This window comes from Pontiella desulfatans (assembly GCF_900890425.1).
GTDB classification, from domain to species: Bacteria; Verrucomicrobiota; Kiritimatiellia; order Kiritimatiellales; family Pontiellaceae; genus Pontiella; species Pontiella desulfatans.
The window spans coordinates 1,872,381-1,891,873 of the sequence record NZ_CAAHFG010000001.1; the positions used below are offsets into that span (position 1 = coordinate 1,872,381).

Below are 19,493 nucleotides of genomic sequence, written 5' to 3' on the forward strand. Positions count from 1 at the left end.
TCCCGATGCATGGCTCCGCATGCAAGAAATTAAGCGTTTCGGGATTGTCCTTGCACGGTCGTTCATGCTGACATACCTGAATGCCTCAAGCATAGCCACGCCCAATTGGATCGGATGGAATATGTCGAAAAACAAAACAATGGATACCAAGTGCTTGCTTGAAGCCCTTTCGAGCATCGCCTCGAAATTATGTTCATCCAACGGTGAAGAGGCGCTCTACGAGATCCTCAGCACGCTAGGCATCGCCGTGGGCGTTGATCGCACTTATCTTTTTGACTTCACCATAACGGCCGATGGCAACCTGATTGCAAGCCAGCGGGCGGAATGGGTCGAGGTGGGGCAGGAACGACAGATTGCCAATCCGGAACTGCAAAACTTCGATATGGAGGCCAGTGGCTTTTCCGATTGGAATGAAAGAATGCTGGCTGGCGAGGTGATTGCCTCGCTCACATCCCATCTGCCTGCGGCGCAGCAGGAGGTTTTGCGGGAGAAGCAGGGCATACTGTCGATTGTCTTTGTGCCGGTTTTTTCAAAGGGCAAGCTGTGGGGGGCAATTGGCTACGACGACTGTTCCACCGAGCGCGAATGGAAGCATGAAGAGATCGAGGCCTTGCGCATAGCCTCTAGCATAGTCGGAGTGCTCTGCTACGAAAGCTAGCCGGGCATGAAAACGGGCCGGCATCCCGGGTTCGATAAACACATCAATCCACCCCGTCGCAACTATTGAGGGAGCGGCGGGCGCCATGAAGATAGAAACGCTTTTAGGGTCGGAATCTCGCCTCTGGCCTTATAGTATCCAACATCTCATTCAAAGGAGTCCGACATGAAAATTATTGCAATGGTTGTTATTTTGTTTTCCCTGTTTTCCGTGATGACGGGATGCCAGTCAAGAAAGGCGGAAAAGGAAGCCTATTATGAAGAGGGTAAGATGGACGAGCAGGTGCAGTCCTGGAAAACCAAGCCTGGCGGTCGCTACTGATTCCATGATGCGGGTATCTTGGCCTCCCTATTTCCGTGCCAGATAGGCCTTGGTTACGGCATCCAGCACGTCGAGGCAACTTCCGCACAAACCCGCGGCATAGGTGGCCCCCATCACATCGGATGTTGATTTAAGGTTCTTTTCGTCGATCGCTCTGCAAATGTCGCCATAGGTGACGTAGTTGCAGAAGCACACCACATCGTCGTCTTCCATGTCGAGTTGCGTGGCGAGCGGTTCGCCGATAGGCGCGAGCAGCGCCCGTGGATTGGAGGGCAGTTCAAGCTTCTGCTCCACATGCTTCCGCAACCGTTCGAACTCCGAGGTTTCGCCCACGAGTATGGCACCGAGCAACCGTTTTAGATCATTGCTCATGATCAGTTTTTTATACACACCACGGGCGGGTTCCTGATCGATGAGCTGACGCGCCTCCGGCGCTTCCAGATGGATTTGGCCAATGCTAGCCACCTGGAGATCCAGTAGCTTAAGCTTCGAGGCCGGAGTGGCCATCGTAAAGGTCTTGTTGATTTTCCCGAGTTGGGCGGCGGCCACCTCCGCCATGGCATATCCCGGGGCAACAAGTCCAAAGGTCGAGTTATTGAACGCGGCGCAGTCGCCAATTGCAAAAATATGGGGATCCGACGTGAGGGTGTGCTCATCAATGGCGATCCCTCCATGGGTCCCCAGCTCAAGCCCGGCACCGCGCGCAAGCTCGTCGTTGGGGACGATGCCCGTGGCAATGATGACCATGTCGGCAGGAATGGGCGGCCCGTTTTCAAAGCGAACGGACTCCACGACGCCAGAACCCCCCAATGATTGAACCCTTGCGTTCAGGCGCAGCCGGAGGCCAAGGTTTTCAATTTTCATATCCAACAACCGTCCCGCCGCTTCATCGAGCTGACAGGCCATAAGGATTGATTCCTGCTCCACGATCGTCGTCTCGAGCCCCTTTTCACGACAGGCCTCTGCCACCTCGAGCCCAAGCAGGCCGCCCCCGATGACGACGGCATGTGATGCGGCCCGGCTCCCGTTCAGGATTGAGGTAGCATCTCCCGTGGTTCGGTAGACATGCACACCTTCCTGGTCGATGCCGCTAATATCGGGGAGATGGGGGCGCGCGCCTGTGGCGATGACGAGGTGGTCATAGGGAAAGCTCTTTCCCGAAGAAGTCGTGACGGTTTGTGCGGAGCGGTTGATTTCGATGACTCGCGCGCCAAGCCGAAGGTTGATCTTGCAATATTCATACCACCGGCTCTCGGCGAAAACGAGATCGCTCTCTGTTTTGCCGTCGAATAGCAAGGAAAGCGACACGCGGTCGTAGGCCGGAGAGAGTTCATCCCCGAGCACCGTGATCTGGTGCTCATGGAACGCATCGTATTCGAGCAACTTTTCGCAGAAGCGGAAGCCAACCATTCCATTGCCGATGACCACAATCTTTTTTTTCTTTTCGAGCATGCGTGAGCCTATTTAATACCAATATGGTGCTGTATATGTATCGGAGCAGGGCAGGGGTGTCGAACAGTTGTTCACTATTTGTTGTTGGAGAATCCGCCATGTTTCGACATCTTTTGCTCGCATGACCGGTCTTTATATCCATATCCCGATTTGCGAGCGGCGTTGCCGTTATTGCGATTTCTATAAGCTGACGCCCGACGAATGGGACGATGTGGGCCTGTTCCTGAAATGCCTGGAGATCGAGCTGGACCATCTGCCGAATCATTTCGCACCCGAAACGGTGTTTATTGGTGGCGGAACGCCCACCGCGCTCAACCCGGCGGAATATGGGAAAATGCTGGAGGCAATCCACCGCCGCGTTAACTTGTCGAACGTCGTCGAGTTTACCACGGAGGCCAACCCCGGGACGCTCAGCACCGAAAAGCTCGCTGTAATGAAGGATGGGGGAATCAACCGGGTATCCATCGGCGTACAGTCATTCAACGATAGGGCTCTTCAGCTGTTGGGGAGAATCCACGACGCCCAAACCGCGATTGAGGGATATCGAATGCTGCGAGAGGCCGGCTTCGACAATCTGAACATCGACTTGATCCAGAGCATTCCCGGCATGAAGCCTGCGGATGTGCTGGCGGATGCCCGGAAGCTGATCGAACTGCAACCTGAGCATTTGTCCTATTACAACCTGATCTATGAACCGGGAACCCCGCTCACCCGCGCCCGGGATCTGGGCAAAGTGGTTCCCCCTGGGGATGACGAGGAGGCCGATAATTATTTTTCCGTAAAGGAGGTTCTCGAACAGGCTGGCTACGATCATTACGAAATCTCCAACTTTTCGAGGGAAGGAAAGGCCTGCCGCCACAACATTCTCTATTGGCAAGGCGGTGAATATTTTGGCTGCGGCCCCTCGGCCCATTCGCACTGGGCCGGTAAACGGTTCGGGAACCTCCCGGATCTGCGGGTTTATTGCGACCGGCTCTTGAGGAAGGGGAAACCCTTCGACGAGGTCGAAGTGCTTTCCCCGGAGGATAAGGCCCGGGAAACGCTTGTCATGTGGCTGCGCATGATGGATGGTTTAGACCTTTCCGAATTTGAGCGCTTGACCGGGTATGCGGCAGATGCGCTCTGTGGCGATGCGATCCGGAGCATGGAGCAGGAAGGGCTGCTTCAAAGGTGCGGAAACCGCCTGGCCTTGACCCGGGAAGCCCTGTTCGTGTGCAACGCGGTCTTTTCGGAATTGGTGTAGTGCACCGCAACATATGGTGTTGACCCTGTAAGGGAATCGCGAAAAAAGGCGCATTTAGTCTTGCAAAGCCGACGGGAATCCTTACATTCCCAAGCTCTTGTTGAGCAAAACAATTTGGAAAACACAATACAGAGGTATTTGAGATGTCTAGAGAATGTGCAGTTACTGGGAAAAAGACCATCACTGGTCGTCGTATCGTCCGCAAGGGCTTGTCCAAGAAAAAAGGTGGCATCGGTCTCCACGTGACCAGCTCCACCAAGCGCACGTTTAAGCCGAACCTGCAGCGCGTCCGTGTTCGTGACGAAAACGGAACCGTTAAACGTGTTTGGGTTTCCGCCAAGGCCCTGCGCTCCGGCGCTGTCAAGAAAGCCTAGTTCCCTTTTAAAAGGAACCGCAAAAGCCGTCCCGGATGCGGGGCGGTTTTTTTTTGTGATCCCGCAACCTTGAGTTTACGCTTGAACCTTACGAGCAAGGGTCTTTCGAAGTTCGAAAGTAAGCATTGCATGTTCGATGTTCATTTTTCCCCGCAACCGCGAGCCAAAAAAAACACCCCTCCGCTTTCGCAGAGAGGTGCATGGTCTTTCAAACAAAATGGATGAAATTTACCAGCTGGCCTTTGTCATGCCCGGGATCTTGCCTTCGGAAGCCATTTCGCGAAGGGTGATACGGGAGAGGCCGAACTTGCGATAGACGGCGTGGGGGCGGCCGGTTACCGAACAACGGTTCATGATGCGGATGGGGTTGGCGTCGAGCGGAAGCGAGCGGAGCTTGCGTACGGCAGCCATGCGATCAGCCGGATCCGTTTCCGGATTGCTGATGATTTTCTTCAGTTCCATCCGCTTCTCGTAGTACTTGCTAGCACATGCGATACGCTTCTGGTTCTTAACGACCATGCTTTTTTTAGCCATATATAATTGATTCCTTTTTGTTGAAAGACCCGTGGATAAAACATAAACGGGTTGGGTCGCGCAACATAAATTGTTAGAAAAAAACCATGCTGTTTGCGGTATATTACCGATGCGACTTCGCTCTTTTAGTCTTGAATGCCGGCTCGCAAACCGTATTTTCCTCGGAACGCAAAACATATGACGAAAGCAATAGGGAGATTTATAATGTCAAAAATCACGAATATGGGAATGGCCAAGCTAACCTTTAACAACCAGACCATAGACCTGCCCGTGTTCGAAGGCTCCGAACACGAAACAGCCGTAGACATCCGCGCACTGCGCAAAGAAACCGGAATGATCACCTACGATCCCGGTTTCGTGAACACCGGTTGCTGCAAGTCCGATATAACGTATATTGATGGCGAAGCCGGGATTCTCCGCTACCGCGGATACGACATCAACGAGCTCGCCGAAAATTGCGAGTTTGTGGATGTGGCCTACCTGCTGGTTCACGGCACATTGCCGAATACCGAACAGCACGCCGAGTTTTCCTCGCACCTCAACACCCATTCGTTGCTGCACGAGGACATGCGTCACTTTTTCGATGCCTATCCCGACCACGCGCATCCGATGGCAACGCTGTCCGCCATGGCGGTTTCGCTTTCCACCTTCTATCCGGAACTCGAAGATGCCACGCTGCAGGAAAACATCGATTTCAAAGTAACCCGCCTGCTCTCCAAGATGCGGACGGCCGCGGCATTCGCCTACAAGAAATCGATCGGCCACCCGATTGTTTACCCGCGCCATGACCTGAAATATTGCGAGAACTTCCTGAATATGATGTTCCGTACGCCGGTCAACAACTACCAGGTTGACCCGGTGGTCTCCAAAGCGCTTAACAAACTGCTGATCCTGCACGCCGACCACGAGCAAAACTGTTCGGCCTCGGTCGTCAAGATGGTCGGCAGTGCCGGCGCCAACCTCTATGCCTCCATCTCGGCCGGCATCTGCGCCCTGTGGGGGCCGTTGCATGGCGGTGCCAACCAACACGTAATCGAGATGCTCGAACGCATCATTGCCGAAGATGGCGGAAACGTGAAACGCGTGATTGAACGTGCCAAGGACAAGAACGATCCCTTCCGCCTGATGGGCGTTGGCCACCGTGTCTACAAATCCTACGACCCCCGCGCCAAGGTGGCCAAGGAGATGTGCAAGGATGTGCTCGCCAAGATGGGGGTGGACGATCCGCTGGTGGATCTGGCCCAGGAACTGGAAGAAGCAGTCCTGGCCGACGATTATTTCGTAAGCCGCGGACTCTATCCGAACATTGATTTCTACACCGGTCTGACGTACCGCGCCATGGGCATCCCGACCAACATGTTCACCGTCATGTTCGCCATCGGCCGCATGCCCGGCTGGATTGCCCAGTGGCTCGAAATGCGCGAAGACCCGCATGGCCGCATCGGTCGTCCGCGCCAGATCTACACCGGCCATACCCAACGTCCGGTAAACTAGCAGGATTTTTAATGAGCAAGGAAAGAACCAAAGGCCGCGCCGAACACGACGCGGTCGAACTCGCATTTCTTCAAAAAGTGTCGGAACGTCTCCCGGAGGATATCGAGATCCTCCAGGCACTGGCGGATCTCTACACCAAGAACGGGAAATTCCAGGAAGGGTTGGCGATCGACGAAAAGCTCAGCCATCAACTACCCAACGACGATCTCGTCTGGTACAACCTTGGATGTTCCTACTCGCTCACCCATCGTGCCGACGACGCCTTTGAGGCGCTCACCAAGGCGGTCGAGCTGGGCTACTGCGACTATGACTGGATGAAGACCGACCCCGACCTCAACAACCTGCATGCCGACCCGCGTTTCGAATCGCTTCTCAGCTGGCTCTACACCGCTTGCGAAGAGGATGAATAGGGCGCTGGGGGCGCAACAGGTTAAATCCAGAATGACGATCGTCAATCTGGATTTAACACCGGAGCCTTTTTGAATGAGCATATGCACTAAAAAGGAGTGGCGCGAAGCCGGAGTCAGGATCGACGATTGCGTTGATCTGGCCCGGATTTCCGCGGAAGCGACCATCCACCCAGGTTGCCGAGTTCTTGGTTCCGGAACCTCGATCGGCCCCGGGTGCGAAGTCGGCGCCGAGGCGCCGGTGCTCATCGAAAATTGCCAGCTTGGGCGCAATGTGCAGCTCAAGGGCGGCTACTTTTCCGGGGCGGTCTTTTTCGAGGGGGCCAATATGGGCAGCGGGGCGCATGTGCGTGCCGGAACCATTCTGGAGGAAGAGGCCAATGGCGCCCATACGGTCGGATTCAAGCAAACCATCCTGATGCCGTTCGTGACCTGCGGAAGCCTGATCAACCTCTGCGATGTGCTCATGGCCGGCGGAACCAGCCGGAAGGATCATTCCGAGGTCGGTTCGTCCTACATCCACTTCAACTTTACCCCGCACCAGGACAAGGCCACCGCATCGCTGATCGGCGACGTGCCCAACGGCGTGTTCCTCGGCAAGCGGCCAATCTTTCTTGGCGGGCAGGGTGGGCTGGTTGGCCCAGCGCGCATCGCCTACGGCTCGGTCGTGGCGGCCGGCGGCGTTTGCCGGGAGGACATTCTCGGGGAAAACCAGCTTCAGGTGCCCGCAGTGCCCGAAGCCGGAACGCGTCCCTATGAAACCGGAGTCTACCGCAGGACGGATCGCATCGTGAAAAACAACCTCGCCTACATCGGCAACATTCTCGCCTTGCGCGAATGGTACCGCCATGTTCGCCCGTTGTTCGTGCGCGATTCGTTCGACCAGGCCGTGCTCGATGGCGGCCTCAAGAATCTCGACCTTGTCTTGAAGGAACGCATCAAGCGCCTCGGCGACCTCGCCGGAAAACTTGAATATTCCATCCAATGGCTCGAAGCCAACGGCGGCAAGCGGGAAGAGATCGAAGTGCAAAAACGCTTTAACTCCGACTGGCCGCAACTGAAGTCCAAGATCGATGGCCTTGCCATTCCATCACCTGGGGATTTCCTCCAAGCCATGGAGCCGAAGGAATCATATACCGAAAGCATCCACTCCTTGCGGTCCACCGTAAAAGATGCGGGGCGCAACTGGTTGCAGGAAATCGTAGACCGTATCGAAAATCTTTGGAGATAGAGAGCATGGGAACATTATTCGGAACAGACGGCGTTCGCGGCATGGCGAACGAGGGGAACATGACGGCGGAAATGGCGCTGCAGATCGGGCGTGCATTGGCCTACACCTGCAAGGAATATCATCGGGAGCAGGGCACCCGGCCACGCATCATCATTGGCAAGGATACGCGCCTGAGCGGCTACATGCTGGAAAACGCGTTGACGGCCGGCATCACCTCGATGGGCGTGGATGTGCTGCTGCTCGGGCCGATCCCGACGCCGGCCGTGGCCTTCATCACCCAGAGCATGCGCGCCGATGCGGGTATCGTGATCTCCGCCTCGCACAACCCCTATTTCGACAACGGCATCAAGATTTTCGGGCGCACCGGCTATAAACTACCCGATGAAATGGAAGCCGAAATCGAGGAACTCGTACTCAGCGGGCGCATCAACAACATCCGCGCCGTGGCGCAGGATGTTGGCAAGGCCAAGCGCATCGACGACGCCATGGGCCGCTATATTGAATTCTGCAAAAACACCTTCCCGAACGACATGACGCTGGACGGCATGAAGGTGGTGCTCGATTGCTCCAATGGGGCCACCTACAAATGCGCCCCGTTGATTTTCTCCGAACTCGGCGCCGATGTGACGACGATCCACGCCGAGCCCAACGGCATGAACATCAACGACCATTGCGGATCGCAGCATACGCAGGATCTACAAACCAAGGTGAAGGGAGTGGGTGCCGATCTCGGTCTGGCGTTCGATGGCGATGGCGACCGCTTGATTGCCGTGGATGAAACCGGGGCCGAGCTGACCGGCGACCAGATCATGGCCATCTGCGCCAAGGCCTACAAGGATTCCGGAGCCCTGAAAAACAACCGCATCGTTGCCACGGTCATGAGCAATGTCGGCTTCCATGCGGCCATGCGCGAACTCGGAATCGAGGTCGATGTGGCCGGGGTGGGCGACCGCCTGGTGCTTGAGCTGATGAAGGAAAAAGAGGCGGTTGTGGGGGGCGAGGATTCGGGGCACATGATTTTCCTCGATTGCCATACCACCGGGGATGGCATTGTCTCTGCGCTCAAGCTGGTTAACACGGTCAAGCAGTCCGGAGCCAGGCTATCCGAGCTTGCAACGGTCATGACTCCGTTCCCGCAGCGGCTGATCAACATAGACGTGAAGGAAAAGCCGCCGATCGAAGAGGTTCCTGTTTTGATGGACGCGATCAAGGAGGGCGAAGACGAGTTGGGCGAAAACGGCCGCATACTTGTGCGCTATTCGGGTACGCAACCCATGTGCCGCGTAATGGTCGAGGGGCCGACCGAAAAGCTGACCGACGCCATTGCGGAACGGCTGGCGGTGGTCGTCAAGGAAACCATTGGGTAAAGCCCATACTGGTGGCGGTGAGGCAATGTTGCGCGCACGAGGGAAAGCAACGTTTTGGAAGGAATTGCAGTAAATGGGCGAAAAAGAAGAAACAATTCTAAGGGCAGAGAACATTAAGCGCTCCTACACGATCGGTAAAACGACGCTGGATGTGTTGAAAGGCGTTTCGTTGTCGGTCGATGCCGGCGAAACACTTTCGATCATGGGGGAGAGCGGTTCCGGCAAGAGCACGCTGCTTCATGTGCTGGGTGGGCTGGATACGCCGAAGGATGGCGTGGTCCGGTTCAACGGGCATAGCGTGTATGGCATGTCGTCGCAACGGCGGGCACGCTTCCGGGCGGAAAACGTGGGCTATGTTTTCCAGTCGTTCCATTTGCTGCCGGAGCTGGATATTGTCGAGAACGTCGCGCTGCCGGCCATGGCGCAGCGCTCCAGGGGCGATGCGAAGGCCCGGGCGAAGGAGCTGCTCGTGGAGGTCGGCCTCGGCGAGCGGGTGGGGCACCGCCCCCAGGAGCTGTCCGGTGGCGAGCAGCAGCGCGTGGCCATTGCCCGGGCCCTGATGAACGATCCGGACATTATATTCTGTGATGAGCCGACCGGAAACCTCGATTCGAGGACCGGTGAAAAAGTGTTGAATTATTTGTTTCAACTGGTCGAGGCCAGGAGGCATACTCTCGTGCTCGTTACCCATAGTCAGGACGTTGCGTCGCGGTGTTCCCGCGAGCTTTTCCTGAAAGACGGGCTTTTGGATAATCAAGGAAAGATGAATGAAGATATTTTTAGGTGATAGGTTGGTTGATGAAAAGGATGCCGTTGTTTCGGTGTTCGACCATGGTTTGCTTTATGGCGACGGAGTCTTCGAAGGCATCCGCGCCTATAACGGGCGCGTTTTTCTTCTGGATGAGCATATCGACCGGTTATACGACTCGGCCAAGGCCATTGCGCTGGAAATCCCGATGTCCAAGGGGGAGATGGCGCAGGCCGTGGTGGATACCTGCAAGGCCAATGACTTGATGGATGGCTATATCCGCCTCGTCATCACTCGCGGTGTCGGCACGCTCGGGCTCAATCCGTACCTCTGCAAAAAGGCCCAGACCATCATCATTGCCGCCAAGATCCAGCTTTATCCGCAGGAGCTTTACGACAACGGCATGAAGATCGTTACGGTCGGTACGGTGCGCAACCACCCGGAGGCGATCAACCCGCGCATCAAGAGCCTGAACTATCTCAACAATGTGATGGCCAAGATTGAGGCCATCAATGCCGGCTGCATGGAATGCCTGATGCTCAACCATAAGGGCGAAGTGGCGGAAGCCTCCGGCGACAATGTGTTCGTGATCAAGAATGGGGTCATCACCACGCCGCCGAGCACCTGCGGGGCTCTTGAAGGCTTGACCCGGAACAAGGTGATGGAGCTAGCCCGTCTTGCTGGATACGAAGTGCGCGAGGTTCCGATGGCCCGCTATGACCTGTTTGTGGCAGACGAAGTCTTCCTCACGGGAACCGCCGCCGAAATCATCTCCGTGGTCGATGTCGACAAGCGGGTTATTGGCGACGGGAAGCCCGGCGCAATCACCGCCCAGCTGGCCAAGCTCTACCACGATTGCGCCAATTCCGAAGGGACGCCGATCGAATAGTGGCAAGGCTGCCCCAATGTCCGCGTAAACCACGAAATGCCGGTCGAGTTCCTGCATTTCGTGGTTTTCCTTTGCGCAAAAGGTTTGCACACCCACGATGCAACGAATTACCTTTTCTGTTGTCTGAAAGGAAAACAGGAAGTTTCAATGAAATGTGAATGCTGTCATGAAGCGGAGGCCACGATCCACCTGACCCAGGTGATCGACGGAGAGGTCAAGAAATTGAACCTGTGCCAGGTCTGCGCGCAAAAGAACGGGATTGATCTCAATTCCCCCATCTCCATCACCGATGTCCTGCTAGGGCTGGGCCAACCCGGCCAGCCAAAGACCGACTTGTCGGAATTCGACTTGAGCTGCGGCCGGTGCCAAATGACCCGCGCCGAATTCAAAAAGCGCGCCCGCCTGGGTTGCCCCGAATGCTATAACGCCTTCATGGGCGAGCTGAGCGCCTTGACCCAGGCGATGCATCACAGCCGCCAGCATGTCGGCAAGATCCCGGCGCGCCAAGGAAACGAAGCCCGCATTACCGCCCAGGTTGCCGCCTTGCAGAAAGACATCGAAACCGCGATCGCCAAAGAGGAATACGAAGTGGCCGCCAACCTGCGCGACAAGATCCGCGCCCTCAAGGAAGGGGAGTCCAATGACGCTTGATGATATGGTGCGGCGGCACGGAAGCTGGCTCGAAGCGGGCATCGACGAGGGGCCGGTGATCAGCAGCCGGGTGCGCCTGGCGCGGAATCTGGAGCAATACAGCTTTCCCGGATGGGCCAGCGAAGAGGAAAACCATGCCGTCTGGAAACAGGCGGCCGAAATCTTCAACTCGCAGGATACGCCATACATTGGCTGGAGCATGACGGATACCCCCGCGCTCGACAAAGAGATCCTTTTCGAGCGCCACCTGATCAGCCAGGAGCTTGCGCAGCAGGACGATAGCTGCGGTGTATTCGTCACATCGGATGAATGCCTCGCCGTCATGGTCAACGAAGAAGACCATATCCGGATTCAATCGCTACAGCCCGGGCTCAACCTGCAGGGCGCATGGAAGGCGGCCGACCAAACCGACGACAAGCTGGAAGAGCAACTTACCTATGCCTTTTCCCCGAGGCTGGGATACCTGACCTCCTGCCCCTCCAATGTGGGAACCGGCATGCGCGCATCCGTCATGCTGCATCTGCCCGGGCTCGTTTTGATGGAGGAAATGGATCCGGTGATCAACGGCATCTCCAAGATCGGATTGGCCGTGCGAGGCATGTGGGGCGAGGGCACCGAGGCCGCCGGCAACATGTTCCAGGTTTCCAACCAGATCACGCTCGGCCGGCGGGAAGATGAAATCATCGCCCATTTAGAGCAGATTGTGCTGGAGTTGATCGAACACGAAAACAATGCGCGGATTCGGCTAATGAACGACAAGTCGTTGATGATCGAAGACCATGTTGCACGGGCGTTCGGCATTCTTTCCAACGCACGGTTGATTTCGAGTGGCGAAGCCCTGAACCTGCTTTCGACCTTGCGGCTTGGCGTGGATCAGGGAATGCTCAAGCAGCTGTCGCGGCGCGAACTCGACATGCTCTTCATCTCCATCCAACCCGCCCACCTCCAGAAGCTCGAAGGCAAGGCCCTTGCTCCGGAGGAGCGCGATGTTGTGCGTGCTGGAATGTTGCGCGACTATATGGATAATGTTACTGAAGATGGCGATTTAGACTAAAGGAAGCGATATGGACAATTTTACACCAAGGGCACAGCAGGTGTTGCAACTGGCTCGCAAGGAAGCCGATCGGTTCAACCATGGCTATGTCGGCACCGAACACATTCTCCTGGGGCTTATCGCCCTTGGCCATGGGGTGGCGGTCAACGCGCTGCAGGCGCTGGGCATCGATCTGGCCTCCGTTCGGCTGGAGGTTGAAAAGGCGGTTGGCACCGGCCCTGAAACGAAGACGATCGGCAATATTCCATTCACGCCCCGCGCCAAGAAGGTGCTGGCGCTTTCCGCATCCGAAGCCCGCGGCCTAGGGCATAGCTATGTCGGCACCGAGCACATTCTCCTCGGCCTCCTGCGCGAAGGCGAAGGCATTGCCGCCCGTGTCCTCGAAAACCTCGGGGTCGATCTCGACGAAACCCGCTATGAAATCATGAAAACCCTCGATCCGGACTATGACCCCGCCTCGGATGGCGAATACGAGGAAGAGGACGACCAAGGCCCGCCCATGGGAGGAGCCCAGCAGCAGCGCGGCAAGGGCAAAACCAAGACCCCGGCGCTCAACACCTTTGGCCGCGACCTCACCAAGCTGGCCAAGGACGGCGAGCTCGACCCGGTGATCGGCCGCAAGGACGAAATCGAACGCGTCATCCAGATTCTCTGCCGCCGCACGAAGAACAACCCGGTGTTGCTCGGCGAAGCCGGCGTAGGCAAGACCGCCATCGCCGAAGGGCTGGCGCAGATTGTGTGCGATGGCAATGTGCCCGACCTTTTGATCGACAAGAAGGTCATCACGCTCGACCTCGCGCTGATGGTGGCCGGCACCAAATACCGCGGGCAGTTCGAGGAGCGCATCAAGGCCGTCATGGATGAGATCCGCAAGGAAAAGAACATTATCCTCTTCCTGGACGAGTTGCACACGATCGTCGGAGCCGGTTCGGCCGAAGGCACCATGGATGCCGCGAACATCATCAAGCCGGCATTGTCGCGCGGCGAACTCCAGTGCATCGGCGCGACCACCTTGAAGGAATACCGCAAATACATCGAAAAAGATGCCGCGCTGGAACGTCGCTTCCAGACCGTCATGGTCAAGGAACCCACGGTTGAAGATGCGGTCGAAATCATGAAGGGGTTGCGCGTAAAATACGAAGAGCATCACCACGCCCTGTTCACCGACGAATCGCTCAAGGCGGCCGTCGAATGCTCCGCACGCTATCTGCCCGACCGCTTCCTGCCGGACAAGGCGATCGACCTGATCGACGAGGCCGGCGCCCGCGCGCGCATCGGCAGCATGAGCCGCCCCCCCGAGCTCAAGCAGCTCGAAGAGGACATCCACGATTTTGAAAAGAAAAAAAACGACGCCATCCACGAACAAAAGTTCGAGGATGCCGCCAACTTCCGCGATCAGGAGCGCCAGGCCAAGGAAAAGCTTGATGGCATGCTCGATGACTGGCGCAAGCAACGCGATGAAAACAAATCCGTGGTGACCGACGAGGATATCATGGTTGTTGTTTCCAAGTGGACGGGCATCCCGGTCATGAAAATGGGCGAAAAGGAAATGGAACGCCTGCTTCGCATCGAGGACGTGGTCGGTGAGCAGGTCGTTGGCCAGCGGGAGGCCGTGAGCGCCATTGCCCGTGCCCTGCGCCGCTCGCGCGCCGACCTGAAGGACCCGAAACGTCCGATCGGCTCGTTCATTTTCCTCGGCCCGACCGGCGTCGGGAAAACGCTGCTGGCCAAGACGCTGGCGGAATTCATGTTCGACGACCCGGAATCGTTTATCCAGATCGACATGTCGGAATACATGGAAAAATTCAACGCATCGCGTCTGGTCGGATCGCCCCCTGGCTATGTCGGCCACGAAGAAGGCGGGCAGCTGACCGAGCGCGTTCGTCGTCGGCCCTATTCCGTCGTGCTCTTCGATGAAGTTGAAAAGGCACATCCGGACGTCATGCACATGCTGTTGCAGATCATGGAGGAGGGGCGCTTGACCGATAGCCTTGGACGCAGCGTCGACTTCCGCAACACGGTCGTCATCATGACCTCCAACCTCGGCGCACAGGAGGTCAAAAAATCCGGGGCGCTGGGTTTTGCCCCATCGAACGAGGAGGTCGACTACCAGAAGCTCAAGGAAATGATGATGGGCATCGCCAAGAAGACCTTCAAACCCGAGCTGCTCAACCGCCTCGACGACATGATTGTCTTCCGCGAACTGACCAAAACGGATCTGGAAACGATCATCGACCTGGAGCTGGCCAATATCCAGAACCGTGTGCTCGGTCGCAACATCGAGCTGAAGATCACCAAGTCCGCCCGCGACTTCCTGCTGGAAAAGGGCTACGACAAAGCCTACGGAGCACGCCAATTGCGCCGTACCGTCGAACGCTTCCTCGAAGATCCGCTGGCGGAGGAAATCCTTCGCAGCACCATCGGGAACGATTCGGTGGTAACGGTCAAGGCCAACAAGGATGGACTAACGTTCAAGGGTGCTCCGGTTACGGTCGAAGAGAGCGCCACCGAAGAATAGAGCCCCATTTCGGATGAGCTCAAACCATTGCGTCCCCGGTTTCCCGTACAGGAAATCGGGGATTGAGTTTTGCGGGGGGTGGAAATAACCTCCGCCACGTTTACGGAGAGAATGATTATGCGCGAATTTGCCACTTTTGAGGAACGCCTGTCGGACTGGACGACGGATGCCATGAAATCTGTTTTCGGACTGGAAGGCAGCGAGGTGCATCTTGGGGTGTCGCCGACGAACAACGATAAGTTCGGCGACTACCAGTGCAACGCGGCCATGGTGCTTTCGAAGCAACTGAAAAAAGCGCCCCGCCAGATTGCGCAGGAGTTCGTGGATGCCGCAGTGCTACCGGACTTTGTTGAGAAGATCGATATTGCAGGGCCGGGCTTCATTAACTTTTTCCTCTCCGATTCGGCGTTGGCCGAACACGTCCAGTTGCTGGAAAACGATCCCCGGTTGGGCGTGAAGCAGGAAGGGCAGGGGAAGACGGTCATCATCGACTATTCGAGTCCGAACGTCGCAAAATCGATGCACATCGGCCACATCCGTTCTACCGTCATCGGCAACGCCATCGACCGCCTCTACCGTTTCCTCGGCTATCATGTGATTGCCGACAACCATCTTGGTGACTGGGGAACCCAGTTCGGTCTCATGCTGGTTGGCTACCGCGAATTCGTGAACGAGGAGGCGTTGGCCCAAGCTCCTGTGGAGGAGTTGGAACGCATCTATGTGGCGAGCTACAATAAATCCAAGGAGGACGATTCCTGGCGCGACTTGGCAAAGGCAGAACTGGTTAAGCTTCAGCAGGGTGATGCCGAAAACCGGGCCTTGTGGGAAAAATTCATCGAACTGTCCATCGGGGAATTCAACACGATCTATGATCGCCTAGGGGTAAAATTCGATCTCTATCGCGGCGAAAGTTTCTACAACGATCGCCTGCCGGAAATCATCGGGCAGCTGGAGGCCAAAGGGCTGGCCGCCGAGAGCGAAGGTGCGCTGATCGTTGATCTTGAAGAGGACAAGATGCCCATCTGCATCGTGCGCAAAAGCGATGGGGGATACAACTATGCAACCACCGATTTGGCGACCGTTGAATCCCGGATCGAAGAATTCGATCCGGAGCGAATCATCTACGTGACCGACGAGCGCCAGCAACTCCATTTCAAGCAGTTTTTCAAGATCTCGGAAAAGCTCGGGATGGAGGCCAACCTGGTGCACGTCTGGTTCGGTCTGATGCGTCTGCCCGAGGCAACGTTTTCCACCCGGGAAGGCAATGTAATCAAGCTGGCGGCCTTGCTGGACGAGGCGGAATCGCGGGCCTTGGAAATGGTGAAATCCAGCAGCCCGGACATGCCCCCGGAACAACAGAAGGATTTGGCCACGGCCATCGGCATTGGAGCCATCAAATACACCGACCTTAGCCAGAACCCGCAAAGCCTTGTGACCTTCACCTGGGAAAAGGCGCTCAACATGCAGGGGAACTCGGCGCCATATCTCCAGTATGCCTATGCCCGGATTTCGTCGGTATACGACAAGTTCCATGCACAGTATCCCGACATTGATCTCAGCGAGTGTTCAATTAATGTTGAACATGAGATCGAACGGAAATTGGCCATCAAATTGTCCCGGTTTCCAGCGGCGGTCAGTGCGGCTGCCGAAAACTACAGCCCGAATATCCTCGCCGAATATCTTTATGACCTCGCGCAGGTCTACAGTAGCTTTTACCAAAATGTTCCGTTTCTCAAGGCCGAGGAAGGCGTCCGCGAAAGCCGTATCCGCTTGTGCCGTTCAACGGCGGCAACGCTCAAGCAAGGGCTTGATCTGCTCGGCATCGAAACCCGCGAACGGATCTAGGTTTGAAAAAATAGCCGCCTGCGCTTTTTGGCTCGGGCAATTGAATCCTGCATCAAAACCAAGTCTCCGGGCTTGGTTTTTTTTCTTGATCTATGCCCAAAAAATTAACTCGCTGAGAATCGAAAAATCAAATTGCCGATGGGTCATTGGCCGTTTTTTTTCAATATTCAAAATATGAAATCTAAGAAACGGCGCAGGCTAAAACCTGGATTTTGATTTCAACGGGCTAGCGGTAATGAAAGCGTTTTGGCTCAAAAGTTTCTTAGGAAGCCCTGGAAGGGTTTCGTTTTATTTTTTGATGGAATTCATGAAGTATCGCTGATGCTGACCGGGTTTTGAGACGATGAGATCGGGGAACCAACATCGTCGTTCATCGTCACTTTCCGAAACTCGTGGGGTGTTGGTTTATTCGCAAGGTTGGCCACGAAAACCTGGGTGGCAAACATGAGCGCCCACATCCGGTGGCCAGAAATGCAACCGTCCCGCAGTTATCCACAGTTATCCACAATTTCATCAACATGTACAACGTCGCATAATATATCTTATGTCTATATGGGGTTTGTAAACAGCTCTAGATATGGTGGTTATGCGGTTGGTTGAAGTTATACGGCACTACGACAAGTCGTACCCGCATGGCAGTTGGTTTCATGGATAGTTATTGAAAACCGCCATCTGGTCGCCACCTTTTTGAAACTCATACCCGACGTTTTCCAGTTTCATGGAGATGCCTCTTGCTGATAATTCCGCCGTCAATCTTTGAAGGTGCCGCGAGCTTTGGTTTCCGAGCTCAATGACAGGAAAGATTCTGAGTTCGTCGGATATGTTCATCAGGGAAAGAATGGATTCCAGATGGAATGAGAATGAAAGTTGCTCTCCGTAGAGAAGCAGAAAGTGCGAGCACAGGCAGAGGTCGAATCGATTTTCGTGGAATGGCAGGCTGGGAAGTTCGGATGCTACATACCTCCCCTGCCGCCTTCCATCGTAAAAATCGGACAGGAATAGTCCCATAGCATGGAGTCGGTGGCTCAGCAAATCCTGCGGAGAATCAAAGTGCGTCCAAATGAAGTCGTCCTTGTTTGCTTCAACTTTGCGGATGATTTCCGGCGCAACCTCCTCGATCCGCGCCTGGATTTCTTCCGGGTCAATGCAGTAGATTGGATCAACCGAAATACCTTGTCCGCCATTTTTCGTGTGCGTGGCATTAAAGCTGGCCGGGCCATCCGCACAGCCGAGGATCCTTTTCCGCAGGTCGGATTCCGTCAGGCCAAACATTGCGACATACTCATCGTATGAACGCCCCCATGGAACAACATTTTCAAGTTCGAAAGCCATGGGTGAATTCAAGCCGGTAAAGTCTGGCAAAGCAACAAGTCTTTCGCTTTAGTTCCCGAAGCGGTTGGGAAAGCGCTCTCCGCATGAAACCCAGAAGGAATTGATGAACGAGATCCACACGGAATTTTTTTACTACAGCCTAGCCACACTCACACTGGCCTGCATCCTTGCGTCGGTTTTCACATCGTTGCGTTTTACGGGCGATGCCGGCCTCCCGCGCTTGATCGAGCGAGAACAACGGCGGGGCAAACTGCTGGAGTTCTGGCGCGACCGATGGGATTTGCTCTGCAAGACCTCACGCCTGCTACTCACGCTGACGGCCATTGCAACCTTCATTCTTTTCTACTTGGCACTCAAGGATTGCCCCCCCGTGAAGATGGTTGGCGGTCTCTTCCTGCTGTCTTTGGTCTACATGCTGTTTGCGCGCATCGTTCCCCACGTTCTTTCAGAGAGCTATGCCGATCGTATTTCGCTTGCGGCACTTCCTTTTGCCGGCGCACTGACGATTGCCCTGTATGTGTTCGTTTGGCCGCTTCAGCTGATTGAGGATCGTTTGTTGCGCCATGCCATGTCGACCTCCGACGACGAGGACCGTCCTTCAACGGAGGATGAGATCAAAAGCCTGATCGAAGAGACGGACGAGGAGGAGCTCGAGGAGGAGGAGCGCGAAATTATCCGCAGCGTTTTTGAGTTTGGCGAAACGATTGCGCGCGAGATCATGGTTCCCCGCATCGACATTAGCGGCATCAAGGACACCCTGACGGTCAGCGAGTGCATCGAACTGGTCAAGGAATCGCGGCACTCCCGTTTCCCGGTCTACCACGAAAACATCGACGACGTGGTCGGCCTGGTGCACGTTAAGGAGCTCCTCCGGTTGGTCGCCGGCGGCGATTGCGACACGCCGATGAGCCAGCTGGCCAAAAAGATTGAGTACATCCCCGAAACCATGCCCCTGAACGACCTGTTGCAACTCATGAAAAAGGCCCGTGCACAGATGGTGCTGGTGGTCGATGAATATGGTGGCACCGAGGGGCTTGTTACCATGGAGGATGTCATCGAGGAGCTCGTGGGCGAGATCGAGGATGAATATGACCCGAAGGAAAAGGAATTCCATCGGCGGCCGGATGGCTCGGTGATGGTACAGGCGCGCATGCCGATCCATGAGCTGAACGAGGAGCTGGGTTCGAAGATTCCCGAGAGCGATGAATATGATTCCCTGGGCGGCTATGTTTTCTCCGTGCTGGGTCGCATCCCGCAGGCGGGCGAAACGGTAGGTGCCCCCGGGTATATGTTGCGCATCCATTCGGCAACCCACCGCCAGATCCAGGTTGTCCATATGAAGCCCAGTGGCGACGTTTAATGATGAAACTAGATC

At 55.8% G+C, this 19,493-nt stretch carries 18 protein-coding genes; 15 read left to right on the forward strand and 3 right to left on the reverse strand.

The window, feature by feature from the left end:
- Positions 1–121 precede the first annotated feature (121 nt).
- Together E9954_RS06865 and E9954_RS32350 are read left to right on the forward strand one after the other, a co-directional pair.
- On the forward strand, positions 122–658 hold the full coding sequence (locus tag E9954_RS06865) for a GAF domain-containing protein (RefSeq protein ID WP_168442044.1): 537 nt from the start codon (positions 122–124) through the stop codon (positions 656–658).
- 165 nt (positions 659–823) lie between these two features.
- Positions 824–979 (forward strand): hypothetical protein, encoded by a 156-nt coding sequence (locus E9954_RS32350; RefSeq protein ID WP_168442045.1) that lies wholly within the window; start codon positions 824–826, stop codon positions 977–979.
- A gap of 27 nt (positions 980–1,006) precedes the next feature.
- On the opposite strand, the gene E9954_RS06870 is transcribed toward E9954_RS32350, so the two are convergent.
- Positions 1,007–2,431 (reverse strand): FAD-dependent oxidoreductase, encoded by a 1,425-nt coding sequence (locus tag E9954_RS06870; protein WP_136078470.1) that lies wholly within the window; start codon positions 2,429–2,431, stop codon positions 1,007–1,009.
- Positions 2,432–2,552: 121 nt separating this feature from the next.
- Here E9954_RS06870 and hemW point away from each other — a divergent pair, with 121 nt between their 5' ends.
- Positions 2,553–3,674, forward strand: coding sequence for a radical SAM family heme chaperone HemW (gene hemW, locus E9954_RS06875; protein WP_136078471.1), 1,122 nt, complete (start codon positions 2,553–2,555; stop codon positions 3,672–3,674).
- Positions 3,675–3,817: 143 nt separating this feature from the next.
- Positions 3,818–4,048, forward strand: a complete 231-nt coding sequence (gene rpmB / locus E9954_RS06880; protein ID WP_136078472.1) for a 50S ribosomal protein L28 — start codon at positions 3,818–3,820, stop codon at positions 4,046–4,048.
- Between the two features lie 228 nt (positions 4,049–4,276).
- Here the strand turns inward: rpmB and rpsN are convergent, their stop codons facing one another.
- Complete coding sequence (gene rpsN, locus E9954_RS06885) at positions 4,277–4,582, reverse strand: 30S ribosomal protein S14 (RefSeq protein WP_136078473.1); 306 nt, start codon at positions 4,580–4,582, stop codon at positions 4,277–4,279.
- Positions 4,583–4,786: 204 nt separating this feature from the next.
- Between rpsN and E9954_RS06890 the strand changes: the two genes are divergently transcribed.
- The 10 genes from E9954_RS06890 (at position 4,787) to argS (ending at position 16,786) form a co-directional block, all read left to right on the forward strand.
- Positions 4,787–6,076 (forward strand): citrate synthase, encoded by a 1,290-nt coding sequence (locus E9954_RS06890; protein WP_222847086.1) that lies wholly within the window; start codon positions 4,787–4,789, stop codon positions 6,074–6,076.
- A gap of 11 nt (positions 6,077–6,087) precedes the next feature.
- A complete protein-coding gene (locus tag E9954_RS06895) occupies positions 6,088–6,486 on the forward strand; it encodes a TPR end-of-group domain-containing protein (protein ID WP_136078474.1) in 399 nt (132 codons plus the stop codon).
- Positions 6,487–6,559: 73 nt separating this feature from the next.
- A complete protein-coding gene (locus E9954_RS06900) occupies positions 6,560–7,714 on the forward strand; it encodes a UDP-N-acetylglucosamine pyrophosphorylase (RefSeq protein ID WP_136078475.1) in 1,155 nt (384 codons plus the stop codon).
- 5 nt (positions 7,715–7,719) lie between these two features.
- On the forward strand, positions 7,720–9,081 hold the full coding sequence (gene glmM, locus E9954_RS06905; RefSeq protein WP_136078476.1) for a phosphoglucosamine mutase: 1,362 nt from the start codon (positions 7,720–7,722) through the stop codon (positions 9,079–9,081).
- Positions 9,082–9,154: 73 nt separating this feature from the next.
- On the forward strand, positions 9,155–9,868 hold the full coding sequence (locus E9954_RS06910) for an ABC transporter ATP-binding protein (RefSeq protein ID WP_136078477.1): 714 nt from the start codon (positions 9,155–9,157) through the stop codon (positions 9,866–9,868).
- Complete coding sequence (ilvE, locus tag E9954_RS06915) at positions 9,849–10,718, forward strand: branched-chain-amino-acid transaminase (RefSeq protein ID WP_136078478.1); 870 nt, start codon at positions 9,849–9,851, stop codon at positions 10,716–10,718. The genes E9954_RS06910 and ilvE overlap by 20 nt, the downstream gene beginning before the upstream one ends.
- A gap of 147 nt (positions 10,719–10,865) precedes the next feature.
- Complete coding sequence (locus E9954_RS06920) at positions 10,866–11,369, forward strand: UvrB/UvrC motif-containing protein (protein WP_168442046.1); 504 nt, start codon at positions 10,866–10,868, stop codon at positions 11,367–11,369.
- Positions 11,359–12,423, forward strand: a complete 1,065-nt coding sequence (locus E9954_RS06925) for a protein arginine kinase (protein WP_136078480.1) — start codon at positions 11,359–11,361, stop codon at positions 12,421–12,423. Before E9954_RS06920 ends, E9954_RS06925 begins: the two co-directional genes overlap by 11 nt.
- Positions 12,424–12,433: 10 nt before the next feature.
- Entirely contained in the window at positions 12,434–14,941 is a 2,508-nt protein-coding gene (locus E9954_RS06930) for an ATP-dependent Clp protease ATP-binding subunit (RefSeq protein ID WP_136078481.1), read from the forward strand.
- Positions 14,942–15,058: 117 nt separating this feature from the next.
- Complete coding sequence (gene argS, locus E9954_RS06935; protein ID WP_136080167.1) at positions 15,059–16,786, forward strand: arginine--tRNA ligase; 1,728 nt, start codon at positions 15,059–15,061, stop codon at positions 16,784–16,786.
- Between the two features lie 645 nt (positions 16,787–17,431).
- On the opposite strand, the gene E9954_RS06940 is transcribed toward argS, so the two are convergent.
- A complete protein-coding gene (locus E9954_RS06940; protein WP_136080168.1) occupies positions 17,432–18,118 on the reverse strand; it encodes an SAM-dependent methyltransferase in 687 nt (228 codons plus the stop codon).
- Between the two features lie 103 nt (positions 18,119–18,221).
- Between E9954_RS06940 and E9954_RS06945 the strand changes: the two genes are divergently transcribed.
- Complete coding sequence (locus tag E9954_RS06945) at positions 18,222–19,478, forward strand: hemolysin family protein (RefSeq protein WP_136078482.1); 1,257 nt, start codon at positions 18,222–18,224, stop codon at positions 19,476–19,478.
- Positions 19,479–19,493: the final 15 nt, after the last annotated feature.

Coding starts and splice junctions, on each gene's coding strand:
- E9954_RS06925 (WP_136078480.1), top strand. CDS start 11,359: ATGACGCTTGATGATATGGTGCGGCGGCACGGAAGCTGGCTCGAAGCG.
- ilvE (WP_136078478.1), top strand. CDS start 9,849: ATGAAGATATTTTTAGGTGATAGGTTGGTTGATGAAAAGGATGCCGTT.
- rpmB (WP_136078472.1), top strand. CDS start 3,818: ATGTCTAGAGAATGTGCAGTTACTGGGAAAAAGACCATCACTGGTCGT.
- hemW (WP_136078471.1), top strand. CDS start 2,553: ATGACCGGTCTTTATATCCATATCCCGATTTGCGAGCGGCGTTGCCGT.
- E9954_RS06910 (WP_136078477.1), top strand. CDS start 9,155: ATGGGCGAAAAAGAAGAAACAATTCTAAGGGCAGAGAACATTAAGCGC.
- E9954_RS06895 (WP_136078474.1), top strand. CDS start 6,088: ATGAGCAAGGAAAGAACCAAAGGCCGCGCCGAACACGACGCGGTCGAA.
- rpsN (WP_136078473.1), bottom strand. CDS start 4,582: ATGGCTAAAAAAAGCATGGTCGTTAAGAACCAGAAGCGTATCGCATGT.
- E9954_RS06920 (WP_168442046.1), top strand. CDS start 10,866: ATGAAATGTGAATGCTGTCATGAAGCGGAGGCCACGATCCACCTGACC.
- argS (WP_136080167.1), top strand. CDS start 15,059: ATGCGCGAATTTGCCACTTTTGAGGAACGCCTGTCGGACTGGACGACG.
- E9954_RS32350 (WP_168442045.1), top strand. CDS start 824: ATGAAAATTATTGCAATGGTTGTTATTTTGTTTTCCCTGTTTTCCGTG.
- E9954_RS06865 (WP_168442044.1), top strand. CDS start 122: ATGTCGAAAAACAAAACAATGGATACCAAGTGCTTGCTTGAAGCCCTT.
- E9954_RS06870 (WP_136078470.1), bottom strand. CDS start 2,431: ATGCTCGAAAAGAAAAAAAAGATTGTGGTCATCGGCAATGGAATGGTT.
- glmM (WP_136078476.1), top strand. CDS start 7,720: ATGGGAACATTATTCGGAACAGACGGCGTTCGCGGCATGGCGAACGAG.
- E9954_RS06940 (WP_136080168.1), bottom strand. CDS start 18,118: ATGGCTTTCGAACTTGAAAATGTTGTTCCATGGGGGCGTTCATACGAT.
- E9954_RS06945 (WP_136078482.1), top strand. CDS start 18,222: ATGAACGAGATCCACACGGAATTTTTTTACTACAGCCTAGCCACACTC.
- E9954_RS06900 (WP_136078475.1), top strand. CDS start 6,560: ATGAGCATATGCACTAAAAAGGAGTGGCGCGAAGCCGGAGTCAGGATC.
- E9954_RS06890 (WP_222847086.1), top strand. CDS start 4,787: ATGTCAAAAATCACGAATATGGGAATGGCCAAGCTAACCTTTAACAAC.
- E9954_RS06930 (WP_136078481.1), top strand. CDS start 12,434: ATGGACAATTTTACACCAAGGGCACAGCAGGTGTTGCAACTGGCTCGC.